Annotated in this window: 20 protein-coding genes; 11 read left to right on the forward strand and 9 right to left on the reverse strand. The window is 69.9% G+C overall.

Annotation, left to right across the window (positions count from 1 at the left end):
• Positions 1–33: 33 nt before the first annotated feature.
• Positions 34–1,407: a cellulase family glycosylhydrolase gene (locus BJ964_RS27320; RefSeq protein ID WP_188123344.1), complete on the reverse strand. Its 1,374-nt coding sequence runs from the start codon at positions 1,405–1,407 to the stop codon at positions 34–36.
• Positions 1,408–1,635: 228 nt separating this feature from the next.
• Here BJ964_RS27320 and BJ964_RS27325 point away from each other — a divergent pair, with 228 nt between their 5' ends.
• From BJ964_RS27325 to BJ964_RS27345, 5 genes are read left to right on the forward strand one after another with little or no spacing between them, the layout of a single operon-like run.
• Positions 1,636–3,315, forward strand: a complete 1,680-nt coding sequence (locus BJ964_RS27325; protein WP_188123345.1) for an ABC transporter substrate-binding protein — start codon at positions 1,636–1,638, stop codon at positions 3,313–3,315.
• 8 nt (positions 3,316–3,323) lie between these two features.
• Complete coding sequence (locus BJ964_RS27330; protein ID WP_188123346.1) at positions 3,324–4,313, forward strand: ABC transporter permease; 990 nt, start codon at positions 3,324–3,326, stop codon at positions 4,311–4,313.
• 12 nt (positions 4,314–4,325) lie between these two features.
• The gene (locus tag BJ964_RS27335; protein WP_188123347.1) at positions 4,326–5,270 is read left to right on the forward strand and encodes an ABC transporter permease; all 945 of its coding nucleotides are present in this window, start codon (positions 4,326–4,328) and stop codon (positions 5,268–5,270) included.
• Positions 5,267–6,112: an ABC transporter ATP-binding protein gene (locus tag BJ964_RS27340; RefSeq protein WP_188123348.1), complete on the forward strand. Its 846-nt coding sequence runs from the start codon at positions 5,267–5,269 to the stop codon at positions 6,110–6,112. The genes BJ964_RS27335 and BJ964_RS27340 overlap by 4 nt, the downstream gene beginning before the upstream one ends.
• Positions 6,109–6,915 carry an ABC transporter ATP-binding protein gene (locus tag BJ964_RS27345; RefSeq protein ID WP_188123349.1) on the forward strand — a complete coding sequence of 269 codons (807 nt, stop codon included), beginning with the start codon at positions 6,109–6,111 and terminating at the stop codon, positions 6,913–6,915. Before BJ964_RS27340 ends, BJ964_RS27345 begins: the two co-directional genes overlap by 4 nt.
• A 22-nt stretch (positions 6,916–6,937) precedes the next feature.
• Here BJ964_RS27345 and BJ964_RS27350 read toward each other — a convergent pair whose 3' ends face one another.
• A complete protein-coding gene (locus BJ964_RS27350; RefSeq protein ID WP_188123350.1) occupies positions 6,938–7,447 on the reverse strand; it encodes a flavodoxin family protein in 510 nt (169 codons plus the stop codon).
• 111 nt (positions 7,448–7,558) lie between these two features.
• On the opposite strand from BJ964_RS27350, the gene BJ964_RS27355 reads away from it, so the two are divergent.
• Positions 7,559–7,846: a chorismate mutase gene (locus BJ964_RS27355; protein ID WP_203832829.1), complete on the forward strand. Its 288-nt coding sequence runs from the start codon at positions 7,559–7,561 to the stop codon at positions 7,844–7,846.
• A gap of 54 nt (positions 7,847–7,900) precedes the next feature.
• Here the strand turns inward: BJ964_RS27355 and BJ964_RS27360 are convergent, their stop codons facing one another.
• Positions 7,901–9,511, reverse strand: a complete 1,611-nt coding sequence (locus BJ964_RS27360; RefSeq protein ID WP_188123352.1) for a tetratricopeptide repeat protein — start codon at positions 9,509–9,511, stop codon at positions 7,901–7,903.
• Positions 9,512–9,553: 42 nt separating this feature from the next.
• Entirely contained in the window at positions 9,554–10,468 is a 915-nt protein-coding gene (locus tag BJ964_RS27365; RefSeq protein ID WP_188123353.1) for a LysR family transcriptional regulator, read from the reverse strand.
• A gap of 98 nt (positions 10,469–10,566) precedes the next feature.
• On the opposite strand from BJ964_RS27365, the gene BJ964_RS27370 reads away from it, so the two are divergent.
• On the forward strand, positions 10,567–11,259 hold the full coding sequence (locus BJ964_RS27370; RefSeq protein WP_188123354.1) for a GNAT family N-acetyltransferase: 693 nt from the start codon (positions 10,567–10,569) through the stop codon (positions 11,257–11,259).
• Between the two features lie 275 nt (positions 11,260–11,534).
• Here the strand turns inward: BJ964_RS27370 and BJ964_RS27375 are convergent, their stop codons facing one another.
• Both BJ964_RS27375 and BJ964_RS27380 read right to left on the reverse strand, forming a co-directional pair.
• Positions 11,535–13,898: a glycogen debranching protein gene (locus BJ964_RS27375; RefSeq protein WP_203832828.1), complete on the reverse strand. Its 2,364-nt coding sequence runs from the start codon at positions 13,896–13,898 to the stop codon at positions 11,535–11,537.
• Positions 13,899–14,161: 263 nt separating this feature from the next.
• Complete coding sequence (locus BJ964_RS27380) at positions 14,162–14,533, reverse strand: ArsC/Spx/MgsR family protein (RefSeq protein ID WP_188123355.1); 372 nt, start codon at positions 14,531–14,533, stop codon at positions 14,162–14,164.
• Between the two features lie 124 nt (positions 14,534–14,657).
• On the opposite strand from BJ964_RS27380, the gene BJ964_RS27385 reads away from it, so the two are divergent.
• A complete protein-coding gene (locus BJ964_RS27385; protein ID WP_188123356.1) occupies positions 14,658–15,281 on the forward strand; it encodes a hypothetical protein in 624 nt (207 codons plus the stop codon).
• 128 nt (positions 15,282–15,409) lie between these two features.
• Here BJ964_RS27385 and BJ964_RS27390 read toward each other — a convergent pair whose 3' ends face one another.
• Together BJ964_RS27390 and BJ964_RS27395 are read right to left on the reverse strand one after the other, a co-directional pair.
• The gene (locus BJ964_RS27390) at positions 15,410–16,771 is read right to left on the reverse strand and encodes an ROK family transcriptional regulator (RefSeq protein ID WP_188123357.1); all 1,362 of its coding nucleotides are present in this window, start codon (positions 16,769–16,771) and stop codon (positions 15,410–15,412) included.
• A gap of 127 nt (positions 16,772–16,898) precedes the next feature.
• The gene (locus BJ964_RS27395) at positions 16,899–19,037 is read right to left on the reverse strand and encodes an alpha-galactosidase (protein WP_188123358.1); all 2,139 of its coding nucleotides are present in this window, start codon (positions 19,035–19,037) and stop codon (positions 16,899–16,901) included.
• A gap of 107 nt (positions 19,038–19,144) precedes the next feature.
• Here BJ964_RS27395 and BJ964_RS27400 point away from each other — a divergent pair, with 107 nt between their 5' ends.
• Together BJ964_RS27400 and BJ964_RS27405 are read left to right on the forward strand one after the other, a co-directional pair.
• Positions 19,145–21,589, forward strand: coding sequence for a glycoside hydrolase family 2 protein (locus BJ964_RS27400; protein ID WP_188123359.1), 2,445 nt, complete (start codon positions 19,145–19,147; stop codon positions 21,587–21,589).
• Between the two features lie 2 nt (positions 21,590–21,591).
• On the forward strand, positions 21,592–22,443 hold the full coding sequence (locus tag BJ964_RS27405) for a LacI family DNA-binding transcriptional regulator (RefSeq protein ID WP_188123360.1): 852 nt from the start codon (positions 21,592–21,594) through the stop codon (positions 22,441–22,443).
• A 113-nt stretch (positions 22,444–22,556) separates the two neighbouring features.
• On the opposite strand, the gene BJ964_RS27410 is transcribed toward BJ964_RS27405, so the two are convergent.
• Entirely contained in the window at positions 22,557–23,312 is a 756-nt protein-coding gene (locus BJ964_RS27410; protein ID WP_188123361.1) for a formylglycine-generating enzyme family protein, read from the reverse strand.
• A 181-nt stretch (positions 23,313–23,493) separates the two neighbouring features.
• Between BJ964_RS27410 and BJ964_RS27415 the strand changes: the two genes are divergently transcribed.
• A complete protein-coding gene (locus BJ964_RS27415) occupies positions 23,494–24,924 on the forward strand; it encodes an AbfB domain-containing protein (protein ID WP_188123362.1) in 1,431 nt (476 codons plus the stop codon).
• Positions 24,925–24,934 lie beyond the last annotated feature (10 nt).

Raw genomic sequence — 24,934 nt, forward strand, 5'->3', positions numbered from 1 at the left:
CCGGGCGGCACCTCCACATCGGCGCCCGTCAGTCTACGAGGCCGCGCAGCTCACCGGGGACGGTACGGCGTTGGTCGCCCCGCTGGAGGCGGTGAACCCGAAGCTGGTCGTGGCGCCCGCGGCGAGCGTGCCGTTGTACGGCGCGTTGCGGGCGGTGACCGTCTCCCCGGAGGTGGTGACCGTGGTGTTCCAGGTGTTGGTGAAGCGCTGCCCGTTGGGCCAGGTCCAGGTCACGGTCCAGCCGGTGATGGCGCTGCTGCCGGCCTTGACGGTGACCGAGCCCTGGAAGCCGCCGCCCCACTGGTTGCTGATCGTGTAGGTGGCGGTGCAGCCGCCGGCCGGCGGCGGGGTGCTGGTGCTCGGGGACGGCGACGGCGAGGCCGATGACGAGCTGACCGACGGCGACGGCGACACCCCGCCGAACACGGTGGCCTCCTTCGCGGTGGCCTTGATCCCGTTGGCGCCGTTGAAGATCCGCTGGCCCCAGCTGGTCAGCTGCGCCGGGTTGAAGCTGGTGACCATGTCCAGGTACTCGACGCCGCCGCCGTTGCCGGACCAGGACCAGCCGAGGTAGCCGATGCCCCGCTGTTGTGCGGTGGCGAGGATGGTGTCCTCGTCGGGGTTGCCGTCGGAGTGGTTGTCCCCGAACTCGCCGACCACGATCGGCAGGTTCGCCGACTGGAACCGGCCCAGGTAGTCGTTGATCTCGGCGGCGGTGTCGAAGACGCCGTACATGTGGATCGAGAAGACGGTGTTGCGCTGCGGGTCGGCGGCGAACACCGAGGCGGCGTTGTCGCGCATGATGAACTGCCAGTCCTGTCCCCAGTTCGGCGCGTCCACCATGATCTGGTGCTGGAAGCCGGCGGCACGCAGCCGGGTGATGGCGGTCTTGGTGTCGGCGGTCCAGTTGGCGGACGCGGTGCCGTTGCCGTACGGCTCGTTGCCGATGTTGAGGACGACGAAGTTCTCCTGACCGGTCAGGGCGCTCTTGATGGAGATCCAGTAGTCGACGGCCTGGGCGAGGGTGGCGGCGCCGGACTGTTCGCCGTAGCCCGTCGTGTCGTGCACCTCGAGCACGCAGATCAGCCGGTTGGCCTTGCACTGGCTGATCACGGTGGTGACGTCCGAGGCGGGGTTGGCCGTCCAGCGCTGGCCGCTGGCCAGCACGACGCGGACCGTGTTGGCGCCGAGGGCCTTGATGTTCGCCAGTGAGGTGCTGGTCTGGCCCGGGTACCAGGTGTGCGCGTGGTTGACGCCACGCATCAGGAACGTGTTGCCGTTAGCGTCCAGGATGCGGGTGCCGGAGACGGTGAAACCGGCCGCGGCCTGGGCGGGCTGGGCCATGGTCAGGACTGCCGCGGCGGTGGTCAGGACGGCCGCGAGGCCGCCCCACCATTTCGCTCTCATGGGGATCCTCCGGGGGACGGGGGTGGGGACGAGGGCTTGCGGGGGAGAATCTAAAAGGACTTAACTAAGTGGGTCAAGCCAGAATCCAAGTCGATCATGGTCGATGCAAGTCGGCCTTGACACCGCAAACTTAAGCCGCTTAATAATGATCAGCATCGAAGACGATCCCTGCTTCCCGGCTCGGGAGGCGGGTGGCCCGCGCACCCCCACTCGCGGAGGAAATCGACGATGTCCATCCCCAGCGCACGCCGGATCCTCGCCGCGGCCGCCGCGGCACTCCTGCTGGCCGGTTGCACCGGCACCGACGGCGAGGAGAAGTCCGGCAACGCCGATAGCTCGATCACCGTGTTCAACGGCGCTAACGGCGCCATCGTGGAGAACTGGAACCCGTTCTCACCGACTCAGCTGCAACCCACCAACGGCACCATGTACGAGGCCCTGTTCTGGTACAACCTGGCCACCGACGCGCCGCCGCAACCGATGCTCGCCACCGGGTATTCGTGGAACACCGACGGCACCGAGCTGACCATCACCGCCCGCGAGGGTGTCAAGTGGTCCGACGGGCAGCCGTTCACCGCCAAGGACGTGGCCTTCACCTTCGACCTGATCAAGCGCACCAAGGCGATCAACGCCACCAACCTGGACATCCAGAGCTCGGTGGCCAAGGACGACAAGACCGCGGTGATCACCTTCGGGGCCAAGTCGTTCACCGACGAGGCGGCCATCATCGGCCACACCCCGATGATCCCCGAGCACATCTGGAGCAAGATCCCCGACCCCGAGAAGACGATCAACCAGAACCCGGTGGGCACCGGCCCGTTCAAGCTGAAGTCCTTCTCGGCGCAGAGCTTCGTCATCGAGAAGAACCCGAACTACTGGCAGCCGGGCAAACCGCAGATCCAGAACGTGCGCTACATCTCGCTGGCCACCGCCGACGCCGCGAGCGCCGCGCTGACCGCCGGCCAGGTCGACTGGATGAGCTCCTACCTGCCGGGTCTGGACCAGTTGCTGAAGAACCACACGGACCTGTCGTATGTGAACACGCCCACCATGACGACGTCGATCTTCACCTGCTCGGGCACCGAGTACGGCTGCAAGGGCCCGCAGACCGACCCCGCCGTGCGCCAGGCCATCTACCACGCCATCAACCGTGACCAGCTCAACAAGCTGGCCGGCGGCGGGTACGCGGCCACCGCCTCGCCCACCATGCTGCTGCCCGAGCGCGACCAGAAGTGGATCGCCGATCCGTCCCAGCAGACCATCCCGGGCACCGGCGACGCCGCCAAGGCCAACCAGATCCTCGACGCGGCCGGCTGGGCCAAGGGCGCCGACGGCATCCGCGCCAAGGGCGGCGAGCGGCTGTCGATGACCATCCAGACGGTCAGCGGCTGGAGCGACTACATCTCGCTCAACGACACGATGGCCCAGCAGCTCAAGGAGGTCGGCATCGAGCTCAAGCCGACCCAGCTGTCCTGGAACGAGTGGAACAACAACCAGGTGCAGGGCCGCTACCAGCTCTCACTGGACTCGATCGGGCTCGGCGCCAACTCCAACCCGTACCACATCTACCAGCCGAAATACGCCAGCGGGACGACCGCGAAGGTCGGTGAGAGCGCCCGGACCAGCGGCAACTTCGCCCGCTACCACAACGAGGCGGTGGACAAGGCTGTCACGGTGGCGGCCGGCACCAACGACGAGGCCACCCAGAAAGAGCAATACAAGATCATTCAAACCGAGATCGTACGGGACCTGCCGTACATCCCGATCTATGTGAACTCGCTGCTCACCGAGTTCAACACGAGCCGTGCCACCGGCTGGCCCAGCAACGACAACAAGTACGCGCTGCCCGCCTCCTGGAAGATCTGGGACAACGGCATCGTCCTGGCCAACATCACGCCGGCGAAGTAGCCCGGCCGATGCGCTACCTGTCCCGCAAGCTCGGGTTCTACCTGGTCGCCCTCTGGGCGGCGCTGACCCTCAACTTCCTCATCCCCCGCATGATGCCCGGCGACCCCGTCGAGATCATGCTGGCCAAGCTGGGGCAGAAGGGGCCGGTCACGCCGGAGTCCCGGGAGGCGATCGAGGCGATGCTGGGCACCGACTCGAGCCGGCCGCTGTGGGCCCAGTACGGCGACTACCTTGCGGGACTGGCCAACGGGGACCTGGGCGTCTCCCTGGTCTTCTTCCCGGCCCCGGTCAGCTCGATCATCGCGCAGACCCTGCCCTGGACGATCGGGCTGATCGGGCTGGCCACGATCATCTCCTTCCTGACCGGCGTGGGCATGGGCACCCTCGCCGGCTGGAAGCGGGGCTCGTGGATGGACAACCTGATCCCGGTCACCACGATGTTCCAGTCCGTGCCGTACTTCTGGCTGGCCCTGATCCTGCTCTTCCTGCTCGGCAGCGTCTGGCCGGTCTTCCCGCTCAACGGCGGCTACGACGTCTACACCGTCACCCCGGGCTGGAACGGGCCGTTCCTCGCCTCGGTCGTCTACTACGGCACCCTGCCGGCGCTCACCATCATCCTGTCGTCGATCGGCGGGTGGATGCTCGGCATGCGCAACATGATGGTCTCCACACTGTCCGACGACTACATGGTCACGGCCGAGGCCAAGGGCCTGCGCTCCCGGCGGATCATGATGCGGTACGCGGCCCGCAACGCCGTCCTGCCGTCCATCTCCGGGTTCGCCATCTCGCTCGGCTTCGTGGTCGCCGGATCGATCATCACCGAGGCGGTGTTCTCCTACCCGGGCATCGGGTCGGCGCTGCTCCAGGCGGTCGGCGGCAACGACTACGCCCTCATGCAGGGCATCCTCCTGATCATCACGTTGTCGGTACTGGGCGCCAACCTGCTGGTCGACCTCCTGTACTCGGTCATCGACCCGCGCATCCGGGCGCAGGGCTGAGGAAGGGACTCCATGGCCGCCGCCGACACCGTCACCGTGAACCTCGCGGTCCCTCGCCGCCGCCCCAGCCTGCCGCCGATGACCGGCAAACTGGCCACCGGCCTGATCATCGCCGGGCTCATCACCCTGTTCGGGCTGATCGGACCACTGTTCGTCCAGGACCCGGCCAAGGTCGACGACATCGGCCTCACCCCACCCAGCGCCGATCACCTGCTCGGCACCACCCAGACCGGGCAGGACGTGCTCGCCCAGCTCGCCTATGCCACCCGCGGCTCGCTGATCGTCGGCGCCGTCGTCGGGCTGCTCACCCTGATCCTGTCCGGCTTCTTCGGCATCGTCGGGGCGTACGCGGGCGGCTGGCTCGACGAGGCGTTCTCCCTGTTCACCAACGTCGTCCTGGTCATCCCCGGGCTGCCCGTGGTGATCGTCATCTCGGCCTACGTCGCCGAGCGCAGCCTCCTGCTCGTCGCGATCGTCCTGGCGATCACCAGCTGGGCCGGGTCCGCGCGGGTGCTGCGCGGCTCCACCCTCAGCCTGCGCAGCCGTGACTACGTGCTGGCCAGCCGGGTCGCCGGGGAACGGCGATGGCGGATCCTGCTGGTCGAGATCCTGCCCAACCTCATCCCGCTGCTCGCCTCCCAGGTGGTGTTCGCGGTCATCTTCGCCATCCTGGGAGAGGCCGGCCTCTCCTACCTCGGGCTGGGCGCCACCGAGTCGTTCACCTGGGGAACCATGCTGTACTACGCGCAGAACGGGCTCGCCCTGCGGCTCGGCGCGTGGTGGTGGTTCGTACCCCCGGGATTGATGCTGGCTCTCTTCGGCGCGGCGCTGTCCCTGATCAACTTCTCGATCGACGAGATCATCAACCCCAAGCTGCGCAACCAGACCCGGGGCGCCCGCCGCGGCTGGCGGATGTCGCGCGAGCAGATCCGTAGGGCCAAGGAGTCGACGCTGTGAGCGAACCGGTCCTGACCATCGAGAACCTCAGCGTCGACTATCTGGTCGACCCGGTCGTGCACGCCGTCCGGGACGTGTCGCTGACCCTGCGGCGCGGCGAGGTGCTCGGCCTCGCGGGGGAGAGCGGCTGCGGCAAGAGCACCCTCGCCTACGCGATCGTGCGCCTGCTCAAACCGCCCGCCATGATCACGTCGGGGCGGGCGGTCTTCCACGCCCGTGACGGCGGCGACATCGACTGGGGTGATCTCCGCCCGGAGGAGCTGCGGGCCGCCCGCTGGGACAAGATCTCCATGGTGTTCCAGGGGGCGATGAACTCCCTCAACCCGGTCATCTCGATCCGCGACCAGTTCGAGGACATCTTCACCACCCACCGGCCGGCCATGTCCCGCCGTGACCGTCGCCTGCGCTGCGGCGACCTGCTCGAATCCGTCGGCGTGGACCGGGGGCGGCTCACCTCGTACCCCCATGAGCTGTCCGGCGGCATGCGGCAACGCGTCATGATCGCGATGGCCATGGCCCTGGAACCACAAATCATGATCATGGACGAGCCGACCACCGCCCTGGACGTCGTCGTGCAACGCGAGATCCTCCGCGAACTCACCCGGCTACGCGACGAACACGGCTTCGCCGTCGTCTTCATCACCCACGACCTGCCGCTGCTGCTGGAGATCAGCGACCGGATCGCGGTCATGCGCGACGGGGCGATCGCCGAACTCGGCGACGCCTACCAGCTCTACACCGAACCGCGCCACGACTACACGAAACAGCTGCTCGCGTCGTTCCCCAGCCTCACCGGCGACCGCGGCTCCTTCATCCGTCTCGCCCCGGAGGGGATGTCATGACCACCCTCGAAGTGCGCGGGCTGAGCAAGGACTATCGCCTACGGCACGGCATCCGTACGCGTACGCTGCGCGCCGTCGACGACGTCAGCTTCACCCTCGACCACGGGCGCACCGTGGCACTGGTCGGGCAGAGCGGCAGCGGCAAATCCACCATCGCCCGCCTGCTGCTACAGCTCGAACAGCCCACCTCCGGGCGCATCCTGCTCGACGGCGAACCGGTGGCCCGCCGTGGCTCCGCACTCGCGCGCTATCGGCGTACCGTGCAGATGGTTTTTCAAGATCCGTTCGCGTCGCTGAACCCGTTCCACGACGTCGAGCACCACCTCACCCGTCCGGTCCGGCTGCACCAGCGCGGGCTCAGCGACGCCGAAGTCCACCAACGGGTGCTGCACCTGCTCGAACGCGTCCGCCTCACACCGGCCGCCGACTTCGCCCGCCGCCGCCCACACGAACTCTCCGGCGGCCAGCGGCAGCGCGTCGCCATCGCCCGCGCCCTCGCACCGTCACCCGGCGTCCTGATCGCCGACGAACCCGTCTCGATGCTCGACGTGTCGATCCGGCTCGGCGTGCTCAACCTGCTCGCCACCCTGCAACGGGAGGAGGACCTGGGCGTCCTCTACATCACCCACGACCTGGCCACCGCCCGGCACTTCTCCGACGAGATCCTCGTCCTCTACCAGGGCCGGGTCGTCGAACGCGGGCCGGCCGACGAGGTCATCCTCAACCCGCGGCACGAGTACACGCGTACCCTCGCCGACGCCGCACCCAACCCGGAACGCCGTCTCGGCGAGCTACGCCGCTGATCCGGCGTAGCGTCGCGGGACGCTATGCCGCTGAGGCGGCGTGCCGGTCCGCGACCTGGCGCGCCCAGCGACGGGCGCGCTCGATCTCGCCGTCGACCAGCGGGCCGGTCATCCCGCCGACCCGGAAGTCCTCCGCCGGCATCACCGGCTGCCCGCCCAGGCTGTGCAGCCGGCGCAGCGCCTTGCGAGCGGCCGAGCCGGTCGGGAACCGGGTGTCCATCCGCGTGTCGAAAGCCGCCACCGGCAGGCCGGCCAGCGGGGGAGTGGCATCCAGATACTCCCGGATGCCGGCCTCCTGCGCCCCCGCCCGGACCTCGCCGTGCTTGACCGCGTCCGCCCTGGTCGACGGCCGGCTCAACCCGAACGCGTGGGTCGGTGCGCCGACCACCAGCAGATCCACGCCCGTGACCGCGGGCCGTTCGTGCACGTCGGCGAGCGTCACCTCGAACGGCCCGGCGAGCCCCTCAGCGACCGCCTGCGCCACCGCGGCCGTGTTGCCGAACATGGATTCGTAGACGACGAGCGCTCGCATGGCCGATCCCTCCCGGCGGTGGGTCCGTTTTCGCCAGTAGACGCCCGGCGTGACGCCTCCCGACAGGGCCGGACGGCCCTACCCGGAACGGTCGCTGGCAGGATGGCCGGCATGAGTGCCGATCTCACCGAAGTCCGCCGGGCCATCGACGCGATCGACGCCGAGGTGGTGCAACGGCTCGCCGCCCGGGAGCGGCTGGTCCGGCGGGCCGCCGCGCTGAAGACCGACGAACAGGCGGTCCGGGCGCCCGCCCGGGTGGAGGAGGTCATCGCCAAGGTGCGCGGCCTGGCCGTCGCGGCAGGCGGGTCACCGGAGGTCGTCGAGCGGGTCTACCGGGCGATGATCAGCGCCTTCATCGACCTGGAACTCGCCGAGCACCGGGAACTCGCCGGCGAATAGGAGAGCTTGTTGCTTTCGGGGGGCGATGGTGACGGCTGCCGGGACAGAGCCCAGTCACTCCTTCGCCTCTGGCGGGATCACCCACGGGCTTCGGGAAGCTTCGAGCCCGGTGGATGAGGCGGTGTGCTGGTCCAGCTGAGTTCGGCACTTCTCCAGCTTCGTGGCGAGGTTGGGTGCAGCGTCCCGCACGGCCGTGAGGTCGGTCCGAGTGTCGAGTAGTTGGTTCCAGTAGATGCCTCGGCCGACTTCGAGCATGGCGATCGCCCGGTCAGGGACGCCCGCCGCGACGGCACTCCCGGCACCCTCGCGCGCCAGCGGCTCAGCGTGGGACCGCAGCAGTTGATGCTGGTCTTGCTGTCGGAGGCCACGCCACGCCAAGAGGGGGAGCAACTCCAGGGCAGACGCATATGCGTCGACGGTGACCGCGGGACCGTATCGCAGGCCGAGGTGGAACGCCTGGCTGATAGCCGCGCGCAGGCGCGTCGTGATGGGGGCGTGGACCGTGTCGCATGCCTCGCTCCAACCACGCAGTGCCTCGGACAAGCCTGATCCGCTGAAGACCAGCGCGTTGCTCAGGTTGTTGAGGGTGGCGGCCCTGTGGGAATGGCCTTCTGGGGTGGCTGCGACGGCTCGCCGAGCGATCTGAATCGCCAGGTCGAGATCGTGAATCGCCCCGTGTCGCAGGTACCGCGTGAGCAGAGTGTCGGAAAGGTTGGTCAAATGCTTGTGAAGATCGATATGGCGGTGAGGAGTGGCGGACACCGCCGCGGTGCTTACGGTGATCGCCCGATCGAGGTCGGTGTCCGCTTCGGAGGACTGCCATCTGAGGATTAGCGCGTTGCCGAGATTGGTGAGAAATCTGTGGTTGGACGGATCGAGGTCCACGGCCTGCTGGCTGAGGTTGATGGCCTCATCCAGGACCTCGGAGTAGGCGCTGGTCAGCTCGTACCGGTTGCGTAAGGCTATGCCCAGGCAGGACAGCAGGCGTGCGCGATCAGCAGCGCCCTCACCGGTGTCCTGGATTGCCCGCCGGTAGGTATCGATCGCTCGGTCGAGATCTTCGGCGGCGCCGATGCGCTGGAACCGCTGTGTCAGAAAGTTGCCGAGGTTTCCCAGGCATGTGGCTCGATCGGTGCTGTCGCCCCGGGTGGCGTCTATGGCTTGTCGGCCGACGCGGAGGGCCTCCTCCAGATCCTCAGGGGCGCCGGTGCATTCGAACCGCATAGCAAGCGCGCTGGCCAGGTTGGTAAGCCGGATCGGTCGACTCGGGTCGCGGTTGCATGGTGCTTGGGCGGCTTGCCGGTAGGCGCCGATCGCTGCGTCAAAGTCGTGGCCGTTTCTGGTGTGCTCGGCAAGCCGGCGCCAAGCATCACCGAGCGAGGAACGAGCCTGGGCTCCGAACCGCTCGTGGAGGGCATTGGCTTTCACGGCACGCTGGCCGGTCTGAACTGCCTCCGTCAGATATTGAGGGTCCCGGGTGCGGTCGTATTGGAAGTACTGGATTTCGCAAATCAATATCAGGCAAATGCCCCCATACTTCGTATGGGCCCACATGGGGTTCGCGAGCTGAGTGAGGACGCGGTTTACCCGGGCCGGGTCATACCGTTCTACCGGTGACCGCAACGCTTCCTCGGCTTCGTCAATGACGCTTGGCAGAGCCCGCATGAGTCCAGAACCTAGCCTGCTTTGCGGCCAGCGGATGAATAGTCATTCGGACGAGTCAGGGTCGCGATCTTGCCCGGCGGAGCGGCTGTCCACGATCGCCTGGACGAAGGCCCGGATCAGGGCGGTCTCGCCGGCCGCCCGCCACGCCGGGGCGTAGCGGAGGACCGGGCCGTCGGTGATCGGTATGAAGGCGAGGTCGTCGCGCAGCCGCGCATCCGCCGCGAAGACGCCGACCGGGCAGACGACGCGGCCGGTGCCGATCGCCGTGAGCGCCTCCTCCAGGGTGGTCACGGCGATCCCCTGTGGGATGGGCCGCCCGGACGGGGTGGTGGCCGGGGTGTGCGCGTGCCACACGTACGCCGGGATGGGCCCATCCGGCGCGATCACCGGGTGGTCGCCGAGATCCTCCATGGACACCGCGTCCCGGCTCGCCAGCGGGTGACCGGCGGCGACCGCCAGAACCAGCGGCTCGGTGTGCATCTCCGGCCCGACGACGAGATCGGGCTCCCGGACCGGCAGCCAGAGTACCGCGACGTCGACGATGCCGGAGCGCAGTCGGCCGAACGGGTCGCTCGGCAGGATCTCGCGCATCCGCACCTCACACTGTGGATGCCGCTGCCGGAACAGGTCGAGGACCGCCCCGATCGCCCGGTGGTGGGTGTCGAACGTGCCGATCGTCAGAGTGCCGGTGTGCCCCCGCGCGGTGGCGGTCGCCTCGTCGACGGCCGCCGTGATCTCGCGGTAGCCGGCGTCGAGTCGGCCGCGCAGCTGTACGCCGAGCGGGGTGAGCCGCACGGTGCGGCTGGTGCGCTCGAACAGCGCGCCACCGATCCGGCGCTCCTGCTGCTTGATCGACTGGCTGACCCGCGCCTGCGACACGTGGAGACGCTCCGCCGTACGCCCGAAATGGAGCTCCTCGGCCAGTGTCAGAAAGATCTCGATGTCCCGGAGCTCCACGACGCCGAAGTGTACGAGGTCGAACGATAACCATCGACTTAAGGATCGGTGCGGATTCTCGCGTTGTTCGGCGGCGGGCGGCCCGCGATCGTGGTGCCATGGACGAACGCTTGATCGACATCGTGTCGATGTCGGACGGGACGATCGCCGGGAGAGCCGAACTTCGGCCGATCACCCCGGCCCCGGGCGTCTTCGAGCTGACCCTGTTCGTCGAACCGGAGTGCCGGCGCCGTGGCGTCGGCTCCCGGCTGCTGACCGCCGTCCTCGACCGGACCACCGCGTCGCGACTGGTCACCGAGGTGGAGGCGGGGTCGCCGGGCGAGGCGTTCTGTCTGCGGCACGGCTTTCGGCACACCGGCGCCGGGCGGCACGACCTGCTCCTCCTGGGCGACCTGCACCGGGCCTGGCTGGGCGAGCTGATCGACGCCGAACCGGGTGAGTACCGGCTCACCCACTGGACCGGCGAACTGCCCGAACCGCGTTCGGTGCTGACCACGGCGTACGCCGACGGGGGTCTGGCCGCGTACGCGCTGGCGATCGTCGGCGTACTCACCGAGCACCGGGCCCGGCAGTTCGGGCCGGCCGTCCTGCCCGGACACCGCGGGCGGCGGCTCGAACTGCGGGTCAACGCCGCACTGATCCAGCACCTGCGGGAGTCGCACCCGCACATCGACGAGGTCGAGACGGTCATCACCGGCGACGACCCGGTGCTCGCCGCCCGCGAGCACCTCGGATTCCGCCTGCTCCGGCGTACCCATCGCTATGAGCTCGATCCAGGAGGTTCCTCATGACGCGCGCCGAATGCCATACCGGGTTCTCGCCACGTGGCCCGCCCTCCGCCCGGTTCGCCCGGCGTTCCGCGATTCCCCGTACGCATGCCGGGGTCGGGACCCTCAGCGGGCTCGCGCCGGTCACACCGCCGTTAGTGCCACCGGGTCAGCAGGTTCCGCTGTTCCGGCGAGAGCTTCCCTCCGGCACCGTTCACAGTGGTCATCCTAGGTCTGCGAGCCGGGGCGCGGGTGGCACCGCGGGGCGTCGAGGGTGTCCGTCCCGCGGTGCCGCCGGGCTACCTGGCGACGAGGAGAAGCACGGCCCGGGCGCGCAGCACGTACGTGGTGGAGGCGCCGCCGATGAGGGCCTCCGCGCCGGGGCCGGCCACCTGGTCGGGCCCTTCGGCCCAGGTGGAGGTGTCGGTGACCCGGTACCACTGCTTGCCGGTGGGTGGTGCGGGCAGGGTGAAGGTGACGTCGCCGGACCAGCCGTTGTAGGCGACGTAGATGCCCGGCGCGGAGTCACCGAACTCGCTGCCGTCGATGCGCCAGGCCAGCGCGTGGTTGTTCGCGTTCCCCCAGTACGCGGCGTCCGGAGTGGTGCCGGCCGGGGTGAACCAGGCCAACTGGCCGAGTCCGTTCCCGTTGGTGTCGGTGGCGGTGTAGAAGTTCACCGGCCGCAGGGCGGGATGTGCCTTGCGGAACGCGAGCAGGCGGCCGGTGAAGGTGGCGAAGTTCGTCTGGTCGGTGCCGGGCGCCCAGTTGAGCCAGTTGGCGCTGGAGTCGAGGTTGTAAGGGTTGTTGTTGCAGTTGACGCCGCGCAGATACTCGTCACCGCCGGTCATCATCGGCGTGCCGCCCGACAGCAGGAGCAACGCTTGACCGTTGCGTGCCGCCTTTCGCTGGTCGGCAGCCGCTCCGCCCTGATCCCAGGAGATGTTGTCGTCGGAACCGCCGTCCGACGGCCCGTACGGCCAGGGTTGGTTGTTGTTCTTCGCCGCACAGGAGTACAGGTCCTTGAGGGTGAACCCGTCGTGGGCGACCATGAAGTTCACCGAGTTCCATGGCCGGCGGCCGTCGTCGCCGTAGAGATCGGACGATCCGGCCAGGCGGTTGGCGAGCTCGCCCGGGGTGACCGCGTCGACACCCAGCTTGTTCTGGTCGCGGCGCACGGTGTCGCGGTAGATGCCGTTCCACTCCGACCAGCCGGCCGGGAAGTTGCCGACCTGGTAGCTGTTGCCACCGATGGCCCACGGCTCAGCGATCCAGTCGACACCGGAACCTCCGCTCGCCGGGCGGGCGGGCATTTCGGCGACGAGGCGGTTGAGGGCCGTGCCGGCGTTGGTGCGGTCGTAGTTGAAGCATCCGTGCTGGCAGGTGTTGCCGAGGACGGACGCCAGGTCGAACCGGAAACCGTCGATGCCGAGCGTGTTCTTCCAGTAGGCCACCGAGTCGACGATGAGGTTCTGCGCGACCGGGTTGGCGGTGTTGTAGTTGCCGCCGACACCGGTGTTGTCCCACGGACTCTGCCGATCGCTGGTCAGCGAGTAGTAGGTGGGGTTGTCGAGGCCGCGCCACGAGAACAGGTTGTAGGTGTTCTTGTCGCCCTGCGCCCCCTCCTCGCCGGTGTGGTTGTACACCACGTCGACGAGGACTTTGATGCCGGCGTCGTGGTACGCCTTCACCATGGCCTGGAACTCCGCGGTGGGCCCGCCGGGGGACTTGTCGTAGGCGTAGCGACGGTCGGGGGCGAAGTAGTTGAGGGTCATGTAACCCCAGTAGTTGTCACCGGAGGTGCCGGTGGCGTCGACGTCGTTCGTGTCGTTCTGTGTCTCCTGGACCGGCAGGAACTCCACCGCGGTCACACCCAGCGACGCGAGGTACGCGGCCTTGAGCCCGGCACCCCGGTACGTGCCTCGATAGGCCGCGGCGATCGAGGGGTCGTTCCTGGTCAGGCCGCGCAGGTGCACCTCGTACACGATGTCGTCCTTGAAGGCCCTGGTGGGTTTCGTGCCTGTCAGGCCGGTCGACGCGGGCAGGACGATGCCCTTGGGGGCGAACGTGCCGGTGTCGGTCGCGCGGTTGGCGCCGGAGCGGTATCCACTCGCACCGGCCTGGCCCGGGGTGAGCGGGTCATGGCTGATCTCCCTGGCGTACGGGTCGATCAGGAGCTTGTTGGGGTTGAACCGATTGCCGGCGGAGTCGACGTCGGAGCTGAATCCGGCTGTCGATCCCTTCGTCCAGCCCGCGTTGTAGGTCCAGTTGGGCCCCCAGGCGCGGTAGCCGTAATAGACCGTGCCGGTGATCCCGCGGGTGGCCAGGTCGGCCACGCTGACGGTGGTGGAGAAGGTGTCGCTGTTCTCGGTCAGGACGTAGCCGGCCTTCTCCTGCGCGCCGGTTGCGGCGCTGTAGAGGTAGACCGCGATCCGGGTGGCCGTCGCCGAATAGACCCGGAACGTGATGTTGCTGCCCGTGCCGTCGTAGCGCGCTCCCAGGCTCTGGGCGTCGATCGCGGCCCGGGCCGGTGGCGCGGTGACGACGCCGCCGGACAGGGGCACGGTGGCTCCGATGAGCAGGATGAGGGCCAGGGCAAGGCGCCGGGCCGGGGCTCGTGTCGTCCGGTCTGATGTCGGCGGCATCGGGCGCGAGCGGGGATTCATCGCGGAAGACCTCCTCGTGGGGACGGGGTGGTACGAGGAAGTCGGTGAGTGGCGCCCCTCTGCCGACCGTGATCGATGCAAGACCTTGCAATGTTTCCGAGACGCTAGCATCCGATGACATAAATGTTAACGAGAATTCAGGGCTCGAACTAAGGGGTTCACCGCCAAAAAAGTGGCAAATGGGAGCTAATGGTCAGGGATCCGCTGCCAGGATCTGCAAGAAGTTGCCGTCACCGGCTGGCTTGCCGAAGTCGGCGGCCCGGTTACTCGGAATCGGAAGACGTAAGGGTCGACTTGACCGCCTCCGAAGTACGGGCGACGGTGGCCGTACCGTCGTCAGCTGTGATGATCGGCCGCTGGATCAGCACCGGATGCTCGGCCAGCGCCTCGATCCACCGCGATCGGGCCTCCGCGTCCCGGGGCCAGTCCGCCAGGCCGAGTTCCGCCGCCACCGGCTCACCCCATCGGGCGATGTGCCAGGGATCAAGCCCCAGCCTGGCGAGCACGGCAGTCAGCTCGGGCACCGTCGGCGGGTCCTCGAGGTAGTACCGGACGGTGTACCGCGCCTGCTCGGCATCGAGAATCGACAACGCGGACCGGCATTTCGAGCAGTCGGGGTTGATCCAGATCTCCATTCACTCACCCTGACACGCGCCGTCCCGCATGACCATTTCCCGTACGCATGCTGTGGGTTTGCCGGAATCTTGACCTCGTGGAGTAGCAAGGTCGGTAGGCCGGAAACCGTTGCTGGGGGGCAGTATGGACTGGGCAGTGATCGGCGCCATGGTGGGGCTCGCCGCCCTGATCGTCCGGGGTGTGCTGGCGTTCGGGATGGCCGGCAAGGAGATCGGGAAACTGCGCGTCTCCGGCCAGAGTGTGCGGACCCTGCGTGCTCAGGCGCTGGCCCGGAGATGGACGTGGGATCCGGCCGCCCATCAGCCCACCGTGCCGGTCGGCCGCCTCGCCGGGCTGCCCGATCTGCGGCAGCGCGGGGCCGCGCACGGGAAGTTCCGCCGGCGCCAGGCGAGCGCCGCGGTGGTGGCGGCCGTCGTGCCGTCCGGGCTCACCTCCCGTCTCGGCATCGACCACGGCACCACGGTGCTGGCCGTGGTGATCACCATGGAGGCGCCGGAACTGGACGGTGACCTGCACCTGGACCCTCAGCGAGGTGGCGGCTACGACGTCTCCGGCAGCCTCGCGGCGCTGCTCGCCGGCACCGACCTGCTGAACCGGCTCGGCTGGGTGGGCTACCCGGCGGTCGACGTGGCCGACGGGCAGGCGAGCTTCCTCTACCCGAGCCTGAGCAGCGCCGCCGAACTCGACCGGCTGCTGTCCGTCGGCGACGACGTGCTCAGCGGCCTCGCTCCGGTCACACCGCCGTGAGCGCCTCGTCGATCATCCGGTGGCCCTGAGCCTCGAAATCCTCGACGCGCCCTCAGTGCTGTCTCCGGTCGTTCTCGGTAGCGTGGGGCGCCAGCCGGGTTTGCCCGCCCGGCGCTGGGCGGGGACGGTCAGCGGCGCAGGTGGGACTGGAGGACCAGGGCGGCGGCGCCGGTCGCCGAGGCGGTCGCGGCGGCCAGGGAGACGGTTACCGTCGCCGAGCGGTGCCAGGTGCGGTGGTCCGCGGGCTGGACGCGGCGCATGATGGCCGGGCCGTAGACGAACGACGCCGCGGCGAAACCGGGGCCGGTGAGCACCACCAGGTCGATGTCGAGCAGGTTCACCACCGACTCGGCGGCGGCCGCGACATACCGTGCGGAATCCTCCAGCAGCGCGAGGCAGCGTGGAGCGCCCGCCCGCGCGGCCCGGGCCACCGCGGCGAAATCGGCGGTCACGCTCCGCGGTGCGGACTGGCCGAGGCCGGCCTCCGCGGCCGCCGTGCCGTCGGCGCGGGCCGCCGCCACCACGGTGCGGGGCCCGGCCAGGACCTCCAGGCACCCTCGACTGCCGCACCAGCATTCCGGGCCATCGACCTGTACGCACACGTGGCCGAACTCGCCCGCCGCACCGTGCCCGCCCCGCATCGCCCGGCCCTCGACGACGATCCCGGCGCCGATGCCGCTGCCCATGTAGAGGGCCGCGAACGCCTGTTCCGGCCCGACCCGCGCCACCCAGTACTCACCGACGGCGGCGGCGGTCGCGTCGTTCTCCACGAGCACCGGCCAGCCGTTCTCCTCGGCCAGCTGTCGCCCGAGCTCGTCGGCGTCCCATCCCCGCAGGTGCGGTGGCGCGTCCCAACCGCGTAGGCGGGCGGCGTCGTCGCTCGCGTGCGGCAGCGCCTCCGTGCTCAGTGAGACCGACGGAGCTCCTGGGCCGCTGAAGTGGGAAATGTCAGGTAATCCTGGTACGCGGCCCTCGGCCGCTGGGATGTCGGCGCCGGGCGTGCGGCGGACGTTGCCGTTGCGGGGGCCGGGCCAGACGACGCCGAGGCCGAGGCAGCGGGCCCGGACCACGCCGGAGGCCGCGAGCAGGGTGCCGATGCCGTCGGCGAGATGGGGGAGCAGGTCGCCGGGCGGTGCGGGACGGGCGAGGCGGGAGATGACGCCGCCGGTCTGGCCGGTCAGGACGAACGTGGTGACGTCCCGGTCCAGGTGGACGCCGACGGCGAGGCGGGCGGCCGGGTCCAGGCGCAGCAGGGTGCGAGGCTTGCCGCCGGTCGGGGCGCGGCCCGTCTCCACGACCAGGCCCTCGTCGAGGAGGCGGCGCACGGTCATCGACACGGCCGCCTCGGTGAGCCCGGTGATCGCGGCCAGCTCGACGCGGCTCAGCGGCTCGGAGGCGCGGATCGCGTCGAGGATGCTCTCCCGGGCCGCGGGACGGCGCCCCCGGCCCGGCCGGCCCACCGCCGTAGCGTCACCGATCGCTTCCTTCACCCAGCCACCACCATGTCGCCGAAACCCTCCGTCATCGCGTCACCATCCTGCCCGCACAGGCGTGGGTCGTGGCACCGCCACGTCCGGGACGCGGATGCCGCCACTCGATCATCGATCCTGTGTGCCGTCAAACGGCTCCGGCCGGGGTGGCGCGGACCAGCAGGACCCGGTCCGGGTAGAGGACCGGGAGCCGCAGGCCGGCCGTGCCGAGGGTGCGGCCGGTCAGCCGGACGCCGGCCGGTGTGTACCACGGCAGGGCGGCGCCCCAGGCCGCGGCGTTGCCGTCGGGCACGTCGCCGGGTGGCTGTGGCCGCACGTGGTAGAGCCGGCCCGGGTCGAGGCCGGGGAAGGCCACGGCGCCCGGTGGGTAGGCCTCGCTGGTGGCGGTCGCGGTCACCGCGAACAGGGCGTCGGATTCGGACACCACGCCGGTCAGCGAATACGCCGGATCGGCCACGTCCCCGTGCACCAGTGTGCCGGTGTGCAGCAGCGACCGGACCTCCTTGTAGAGGGCCACCCACTCGCCCAGCCGGGCCAGCTCTCCGGGTGTCGCCCTGGTGAGGTCCCACTCGATACCGAGGTGGCCCCAGACAGCGGTGCCGGCGCGCATGTCCAGTGGCAGGTCGCGGTGGGTGGTGTGCGAGCGTGGCGCGCCCACGTGCGAGCCGATCAGCTCCAGCGGCACGAGGAGGCTGGTCCACCGCTGGATCGCCACCCGTTCGTGGGCGTCGATGCAGTCGGACGCCCAGATGCGGTCGGTGCGGGCCAGGATCTCCAGGTCGACGCGGCCGCCGCCGGACGAGCAGGACTCGATCTCCACGCCGGGATGCCGGGCGCGCAGCTCGTCGAGGAGCCGGTAGACGGCGTGTGTCTGGTCATGCACACCGGCGCGCCCGGACCCGGGATGGCCGGCGTCGACCAGGTCGCGGTTGTGGTCCCATTTCAGATACCCGATGTCGTGGTCGCTGAGCAGCGCGTCCAGCCGGTCGCGCACGTAGACCCACGCCGAGGGGTTGTGCAGATCGAGCACCTGCTGAGATCGCGCCGTCGGTGGCAGCCGGTCCCCGGCGGCCATGATCCAGTCGGGGTGGGCGCGGGCCAGGTCCGAGTCGGGATTGATCATTTCGGGTTCGACCCAGAGGCCGAACTCCATGCCCAGGTCACGGACCACGCTGATGAGGGGATCGAGCCCGTCCGGCCACACGTCGGGGGAGACCGTCCAGTCGCCGAGGCCGGAGGTGTCGTCGCGGCGGGACCCGAACCAGCCGTCGTCCAGCACGAACCGCTCGGCCCCGACGGTCGCGGCCGCCTTGGCCAGCTCGGTGAGCCGGCCCAGATCATGATCGAAGTAGACCGCCTCCCACGTGTTGACCACGACCGGGCGTGGCCGCGTGGGATGGCCCGGCCGGGACCGCATGTAGCTGTGGAAACGCTCCGACACCGAGTCGAGCCCGTGCGCGCCGAAGGCCGCGAACACCCACGGGGTCGTGTAGGACCCGCCCTCGCGCAGCCCGATCTCGCCGGGTAGCAGCAGCTCACCGCCGCCGAGCGCGGAATGCCCGTGATAGTTGCGCTCCGCGACCGTGCGCGAGTTGCCGGAGAACGCGGTGTGCACACCCCAGACCCGTCCGTGCCGGTTGCCGAACCCGGCCGTGCCCGCGCAGAGCAGATAGGCCGAGTCGTAGCCGGTGCGACCGGTCCGGTTCTCCCGGACCCGCACGCCGTGCGCGAACGCGGTCCGTTGTGGGGAGCGTTCCCGCAGGTGGTGGCCGGTGAAGTCGAGCAACTCGGTGGTCTCCGCCGGCACCGGCAGGAACAGTGTCAGATGATCGAGCCAGTAGGTGCCCGGCGCCGTGCTGGTCAGCCGCGCGCGAGCGCGCAACACCCCGGCCGGGTGCAACTCGATCTCGATCACCAGCTCCAGGCCCGCGGTCTCGTCGAAACCCCTCACCCGTACGCCCAGAGCGCTCCGGTCCACGCCACGCACCGTGAACGCGCTGGACCACGCCGTGCCGTCGCGATGCCCGGCCAGACCCGGATGACCGAGCCAGCCGGCCGACTGCTCGGGCAGGATGGAGACGCGGACCGGGGTGTCGGCGGAGAACCCGATCGGCTGTGGCTCTGTGGCCAGCGCCACCTCGGCCAGCTCCTCGGGGCCGAGGTCGCCCAGGGCCTCGCCCCAGTGCACGACGGCTGGCAGCGAGGGGCCGCGAAAGTCCAGCACAAGGCTCACGCCGGCGGCGCTCAGGTGCACGAAATCGGCCATCGGACCTCCGGCCTGATCATCGTTGACGGACTTCGTTCAGTTGCTTAAGAATGTGGGAGCCGCGGCGCGACGGCAACCCGATTTTCCTCACGCAGGGGGCACCACCGATGCTCAAGACCGACCTTCACCAGGGCTGGACCGTCCGTTCCGTGGGTGGCCGGGTCCCATCGGAGATCGCCGCCTCGCGGCTGCCCGCCGCCGTCCCGGGGACCGTCCACACCGACCTGCTCACCGCCGGTCTGATCCCCGACCCATACCTGGGCGCCAACGAGGCCGGGCTGGCCTGGTTCCATCGCAGCGCCTGGCTCTACGAGACCACGTTCACGGCCGCCCCGGCCGCGCCCGGCGAGCGGGTCGACCTGGTCTTCGACGGGCTGGACACGGTGGCGACCGTCGAGGTCGACGGGACCGGGCTGGGGCGCACCGCCAACATGCACCGCGGCTACCGGTTCGACGTGCGGCACCTGCTGCGTGACGGGGAGATCCCGTTGAGCGTGCGGTTCGACTCGGCGCTGGAGCACGCGGAGCGGTTCGAGGAGCAGGCCGGCTCCCGTCCCCGGCCGTACCCTCATCCGTTCAACGCGGTCCGCAAGATGGCCTGCTCGTTCGGCTGGGACTGGGGCCCCGACCTGCAGACCGCCGGCATCTGGAAGCCGGTCCGGCTGGAGCGCTGGCACACCGCCCGGTTCGCGTCGGTGCGGCCGCTGGCCACCCGTGACCGGCTCACCGTGCACGTAGCCGTCGAGCGGGCGTCGGACGCGCCGCTGACCGTCGAGGTGACGGCCGCCGGGCGCACCACCCGGGTCGACGTGGTCGCCGACCAGGCCACCGTGGAGCTGCATGTGCCGGGCGCGCCGGTGTGGTGGCCGGTCGGCCTCGGCGAGCAGCCGCTGGTGCCGGTCGAGGTCACCCTCGTGACCGGAGACCACGTGCTCGACGAGCACCACGCCAGGGTCGGCTTCCGTGACGTGCGGCTCGACGAGAGCCCCGACGAGCACGGCAGCCGGTTCACGCTGATCGTCAACGACCGGGAGGTCTTCGTCCTGGGGCTCAACTGGATCCCCGAGGACCACCTGCTCACCCGCATCACCCGGGAGCGTCTCGAAGCGGCGGTGGACCGCGCGGTCGCCGGCAACGCCAACCTGCTGCGCATCTGGGGCGGCGGCATCTGGGAGTCCGACGAGTTCTACGACGTCTGCGACGAGCGGGGCGTGCTGGTCTGGCAGGACTTCCCGCTCGCCTGTGCGGCCTACAGCGAGGAGGAGCCGATGCGGTCGGAGATCCTCGCCGAGGCCCGGGAGAACGTGACCCGGCTGGCCCCGCACCCGTCGCTGATCCTGTGGAACGGCGGCAACGAGAACATCTGGGGCCACGAGGACTGGCAGTGGAAAGAGGCGCTGAACGGCGCGACCTGGGGTGCCCGCTACTACTACGAGGACTTCCCGGCGCTGCTGGCCGAGCTCGACCCGACCCGGCCCTACCACCCGGGCAGCCCGTCCAGCCCCGGCCACGACCCCGAGGCGGTCCACCCCAACGACGACCGGTTCGGCACCCGCCACGAGTGGGAGGCGTGGAACCGGGAGGACTACCGCTTCCACGACAACTTCGTGCCACGGTTCTGCTCCGAGTTCGGCTGGCAGGCGCCGCCCGCCTGGTCGACGCTGACCGCCACGCTGGCGCCGGAGGATCTGCGCAAGGACTCGGCCGTCTTCCTGCTGCACCAGAAGGCGGAGGACGGCAACGGCAAGCTCGACCGCGGGCTGGCCCACCACATGGCGGTGCCGTCCGACTTCGCGGCCTGGCACTGGGCCACCCAGCTCAACCAGGCACGGGCAACGGCCTATGCGGTCGCCCACCTGCGCGGTCACGCCCCACGGACGATGGGCAGCATCCTGTGGCAGCTCAACGACTGCTGGCCGGTCACCTCGTGGGCCGTCGTCGACGGTTCCGGACGGCTCAAACCGGCCTGGTTCGCGCTGCGCCGCACGTACGCACCGGTTCTGCTGTCCTTCCAGGAGCGTGACGGCCGCACCGTGCTGGCCGTGATCAACGATCGCGATGAGCCGTGGCGTGACAGCGCCCGGCTGCGGCGGGTCCGCTTCGACGGCGCCGAACTGGCCGCGATCACCGTGGAGGTGGACGTGCCGGCCCGGTCGGTCGGGCTGATCGAGCTCGACCCGGGCCTGCTCGCGGCCACCGAACCCGACCGGGAGGTGCTGGTCGCCGACAGTGGTGGGCTGCGCGCCACCCACCTGTTCGCCGAGGACTTCGATCTGCGGTACGACCCGGCGGCGGTGCGGGCACACGCGGTGGCCGTCGAGGGCGGATACTCGATCACTGTGACCGCCGCATCGTTCGCCCGGGACGTGGCCGTACTCGCCGACCGGGTCGCGCCCGACGCCGTCGTCGACGACATGCTCGTCGACCTGCTGCCAGGGGAGACACACACGTTCACCGTCACCACGGCCGCGACCGTGGACGGCGAGGCGTTCGCGGCGCCCGAGGTGCTGCGGTCGGCGAACGCGCTCACCGCTCCGGCGCAGGTCGGCTGACGATGCCCACCCCGGGTGGCCTGATCGGGCTGGTGCTCACCGGCAGCGCCGCCCGGGTCGGCGTCGAGCCGTTCTTCATGGAGCTGATCGCCGGCATGGAGGAGGCGCTCGCGCCCTACGGGGCGAACGTGCTGCTGCTCGTGGTGCCGGATCTGGAGGCCGAGCTGGCCACCTATCAGCGCTGGGCCGGCGACCGGACGGTGCAGGCCGTCGTCGTGGTCAACCTGGTGCACGACGACACCCGGCCGGAGTTCCTGGCCGGGCTGGGGCTGCCCGCGGTGCTCGCCGGGCGGGCCGGCACGGCGGCCTTCCCACGGGTGGTCACCGACGACGCCGGAGCCATGACGGTCGCCGTGGAGATGCTCGCCGGGCTCGGCCACCGGGTGATCGGGCGGGTCAGCGGGCCCGCCGACCTGGTGCACACGGCCGACCGCACGGCGGCGATGCACGCGGCGGCCACCCGGCAGGGCGTCGAGGCGCGCATCGTCGAGGGCGACTACGGGGCGGAGGCCGGGGTGCGTGGCGTCCATGACCTGCTGGCCGGTTCGCCGCCGCCCACCGCGGTGATCTTCGACAACGACGTGATGGCGGTCGCCGCGGAGCAGGAGCTGATCCGGAGCGGGGTGCCGGTCCCCGAGCGGGTGAGCCTGCTGGTCCACGACGACTCGCCGCTGTGTGAGCTGGCCGTGCCGCCGCTGTCCGCGCTCAGCATCGACGTGCACGACCACGGCCTCAGCCTGGCCCGCGTGGTCATCGCCACCCTCGACGGCGTCCAGCCGGCCGACTACCCGGGCCCACCGATCCGCGTCCTCCGCCGCGAAAGCACCGGCCCGGCCCCGGTCGCCGTCACCTGACCGGCCTGCCGGTCAGTGGGGGTGGCAGGGGGTGCGGCCAGGCGGATCGCTGTTAAGAGCCTGCCGAGTGGGTGGCAGGGGCGCTGCCGGGCGGATCGCGGTGAAGAGCCTGCCTAGTGGGGTGGTAGCGGGGCGGCCGGGCGGATCGCGGTGAAGGAGTCGTGTTCGTAGCGGGTGGCGGAGAGCAGCAGGAGCCACTCGTCGCAGCCCTGCCACGGGTAGAGGTCGGCCGCGCCGCCGCGGACTGTTCGTGGGCCGTCGCCGGTGCGGGGGCTCGCGTCCAGCGGGGCGCCGTCGAAGCCGGGGATCCACACGTCGGAGCAGAGTTCGCCGGCTGAGCCCATGCCGGCCAGGCCGAACGGGTTCTCGGCGGCGGCGGTGCGGGCCTCGTCGCCGAAGTCGTCGAGGAGCTGGTCCTCTCCGGGTCTGGCGTCGCCGCGGAAGGTGAGCGTGGTGGTTCCGGCGCGGGCCGCGTACTCCCATTCGGCCTCGCTGGGCAGGCGGAACGGCCACGTGGCCAGCAGGTCGCCGAGGTCGCCCGTCAGGCGCGCGGCGGTCGTGCCCGCGCGGGCGTAGAAGTCGTCGTAGTCCGGCAGCCAGTGCCGCACCTGGTCGACGGTCAGCGGGTGCCGGGCCAGCAGGAACGGCTCCACCTTCACCTCGCGGACCGGGCGGCATTCGCCGGCGCCGGAAAGGAACGGTTCGACCGTGTCCTCGGTGTCGCCCGCGCGCTCGATGGCGCGTACCGCGTCGATCTCCGCATCGGACAGGCCCATCCGGAAGACGCCGGCCGGCACCTTCCGGAACACCACTCCGGACGGGGTGTGCCGCCATGCCGGGCGCCCGGCCACGGCCTCCTCGCTCCACATGGGCCGGAACGGTAACAGACGCCGCGGAAGCGATGAGAAATCGTGTGCGGATTTCTGTAATGTGCGCGCTCCCGGAATGCACGTGCCTTTAGGAATTGACCGTCTTGACAGCCAATGTGTTAGCGATAACATGTGCTCTTAACAAAGGATTAACAAGGCATGCCATTCCCGGAGGCATTTCATGAGCTATCAGCCACGACGGCGGGAACTGCTCGCGGCGATCGGCGGCGCCGTCGTCACGGCCGCCGTCGGTCTCCCGGCGCGGCCCGCGGCGGCCGCCGACGTGTACACCGCCTATCTCATGGCGCACTTCACCGGTGAGAGCGCCACCGGTGAGCAGATGTACTTCGCCACCAGCACCGACGGCCTGCACTGGACCGACCTGAACGGGTCGCAGCCGGTGCTGCTGTCCAGCGTGGGGGAGAAGGGCGTCCGCGACCCGGCCCTGGTCCGCTCCCCGGCCGGCGACCGGTTCCACCTGATCGCCACCGACCTGCGGATCGCCAGCGGCAAGGGCTGGGACGTCGCCCAGCACAGCGGCAGCACCTCCCTGGTCGTGTGGGAGTCCACCAACCTGACAACCTGGTCGGCGCCGCGCCTGGTGAACGTTGCGGGCGCCATTTCCGGCGCCGGTTGCGCCTGGGCGCCGGAGGCCATCTACGACCCGGCGGCCGGAAACTATGTCGTCTACTGGGCGACCATTACCGACAAGGCGCGGATCTACTATTCCCGCACCACCGACTTCCGTTCTTTCACCAGCCCGCAGGTCTACATCGACCGGCCGGGCACGCAGGGCATCATCGACACCCAGATCCTGGAGATCGCGGGCAGTGTGGGTGGTTACCGGTACGTGCGGGCCTCCGGCGACGGGCAGATCACCATCGAGGGCAGCAACCAGATCGTCGGCGGCTGGACGCGGCTCGGCGACCTGTCCGGGCTGGGCCTGACCGGGGCTCAGGTGGAGGGCCCGATCCTGCACAAGTTCAACGACCGCAACGAGTGGGGCCTGTGGGTCGACCAGTACGCGTCCGGCCGCGGCTACCTGCCGTTGGCCACCACGAATCCGGCCTCGCTGAGCGCCTACCGGATCCGCGGCACCTCGGAGTACGCGCTGGGCGCCAGCCGGAAGCGGCACGGCACGATCCTGCCGATCACCCAGGCGCAGTACACCGCGCTGCACGGTAAGTGGGCGACGTTCACGACCGGGGTCAACCGGATCCAGTCGTACAACTTCACCGACCGGTACGTGCGGCACAGCAACTTCGACGCCCGCATCGACGCCGGTGTCTCCCCGCTGGCCGACTCCCAGTGGCGGCTCGTGCCCGGCCTGGCCGGCGCGAGCGGTGTGTCGATCGAGTCCACCAACTTCCCCGGCTACTACCTGCGGCACAGCAACTTCGACTTCGCGCTGGCCCCCGACGACGGCAGCACCGCCTTTGCGGCCGACGCCACCTTCACCCGGGTCGCCGGGCTGGCCGACTCCTCGGCGGTGTCGTTCCGGTCCTACAACAACCTGACCCGCTACCTGCGGCACTACAACTACCTGCTGCGGCTCGACGAGATCACCACCGCCACCGGGCGGGCCGACGCCACCTTCCGCCTGACCAGCTGACCGGAAAGCG

Source organism: Actinoplanes lobatus (assembly GCF_014205215.1).
In the GTDB taxonomy this organism is placed as follows: domain Bacteria; phylum Actinomycetota; class Actinomycetes; order Mycobacteriales; family Micromonosporaceae; genus Actinoplanes; species Actinoplanes lobatus.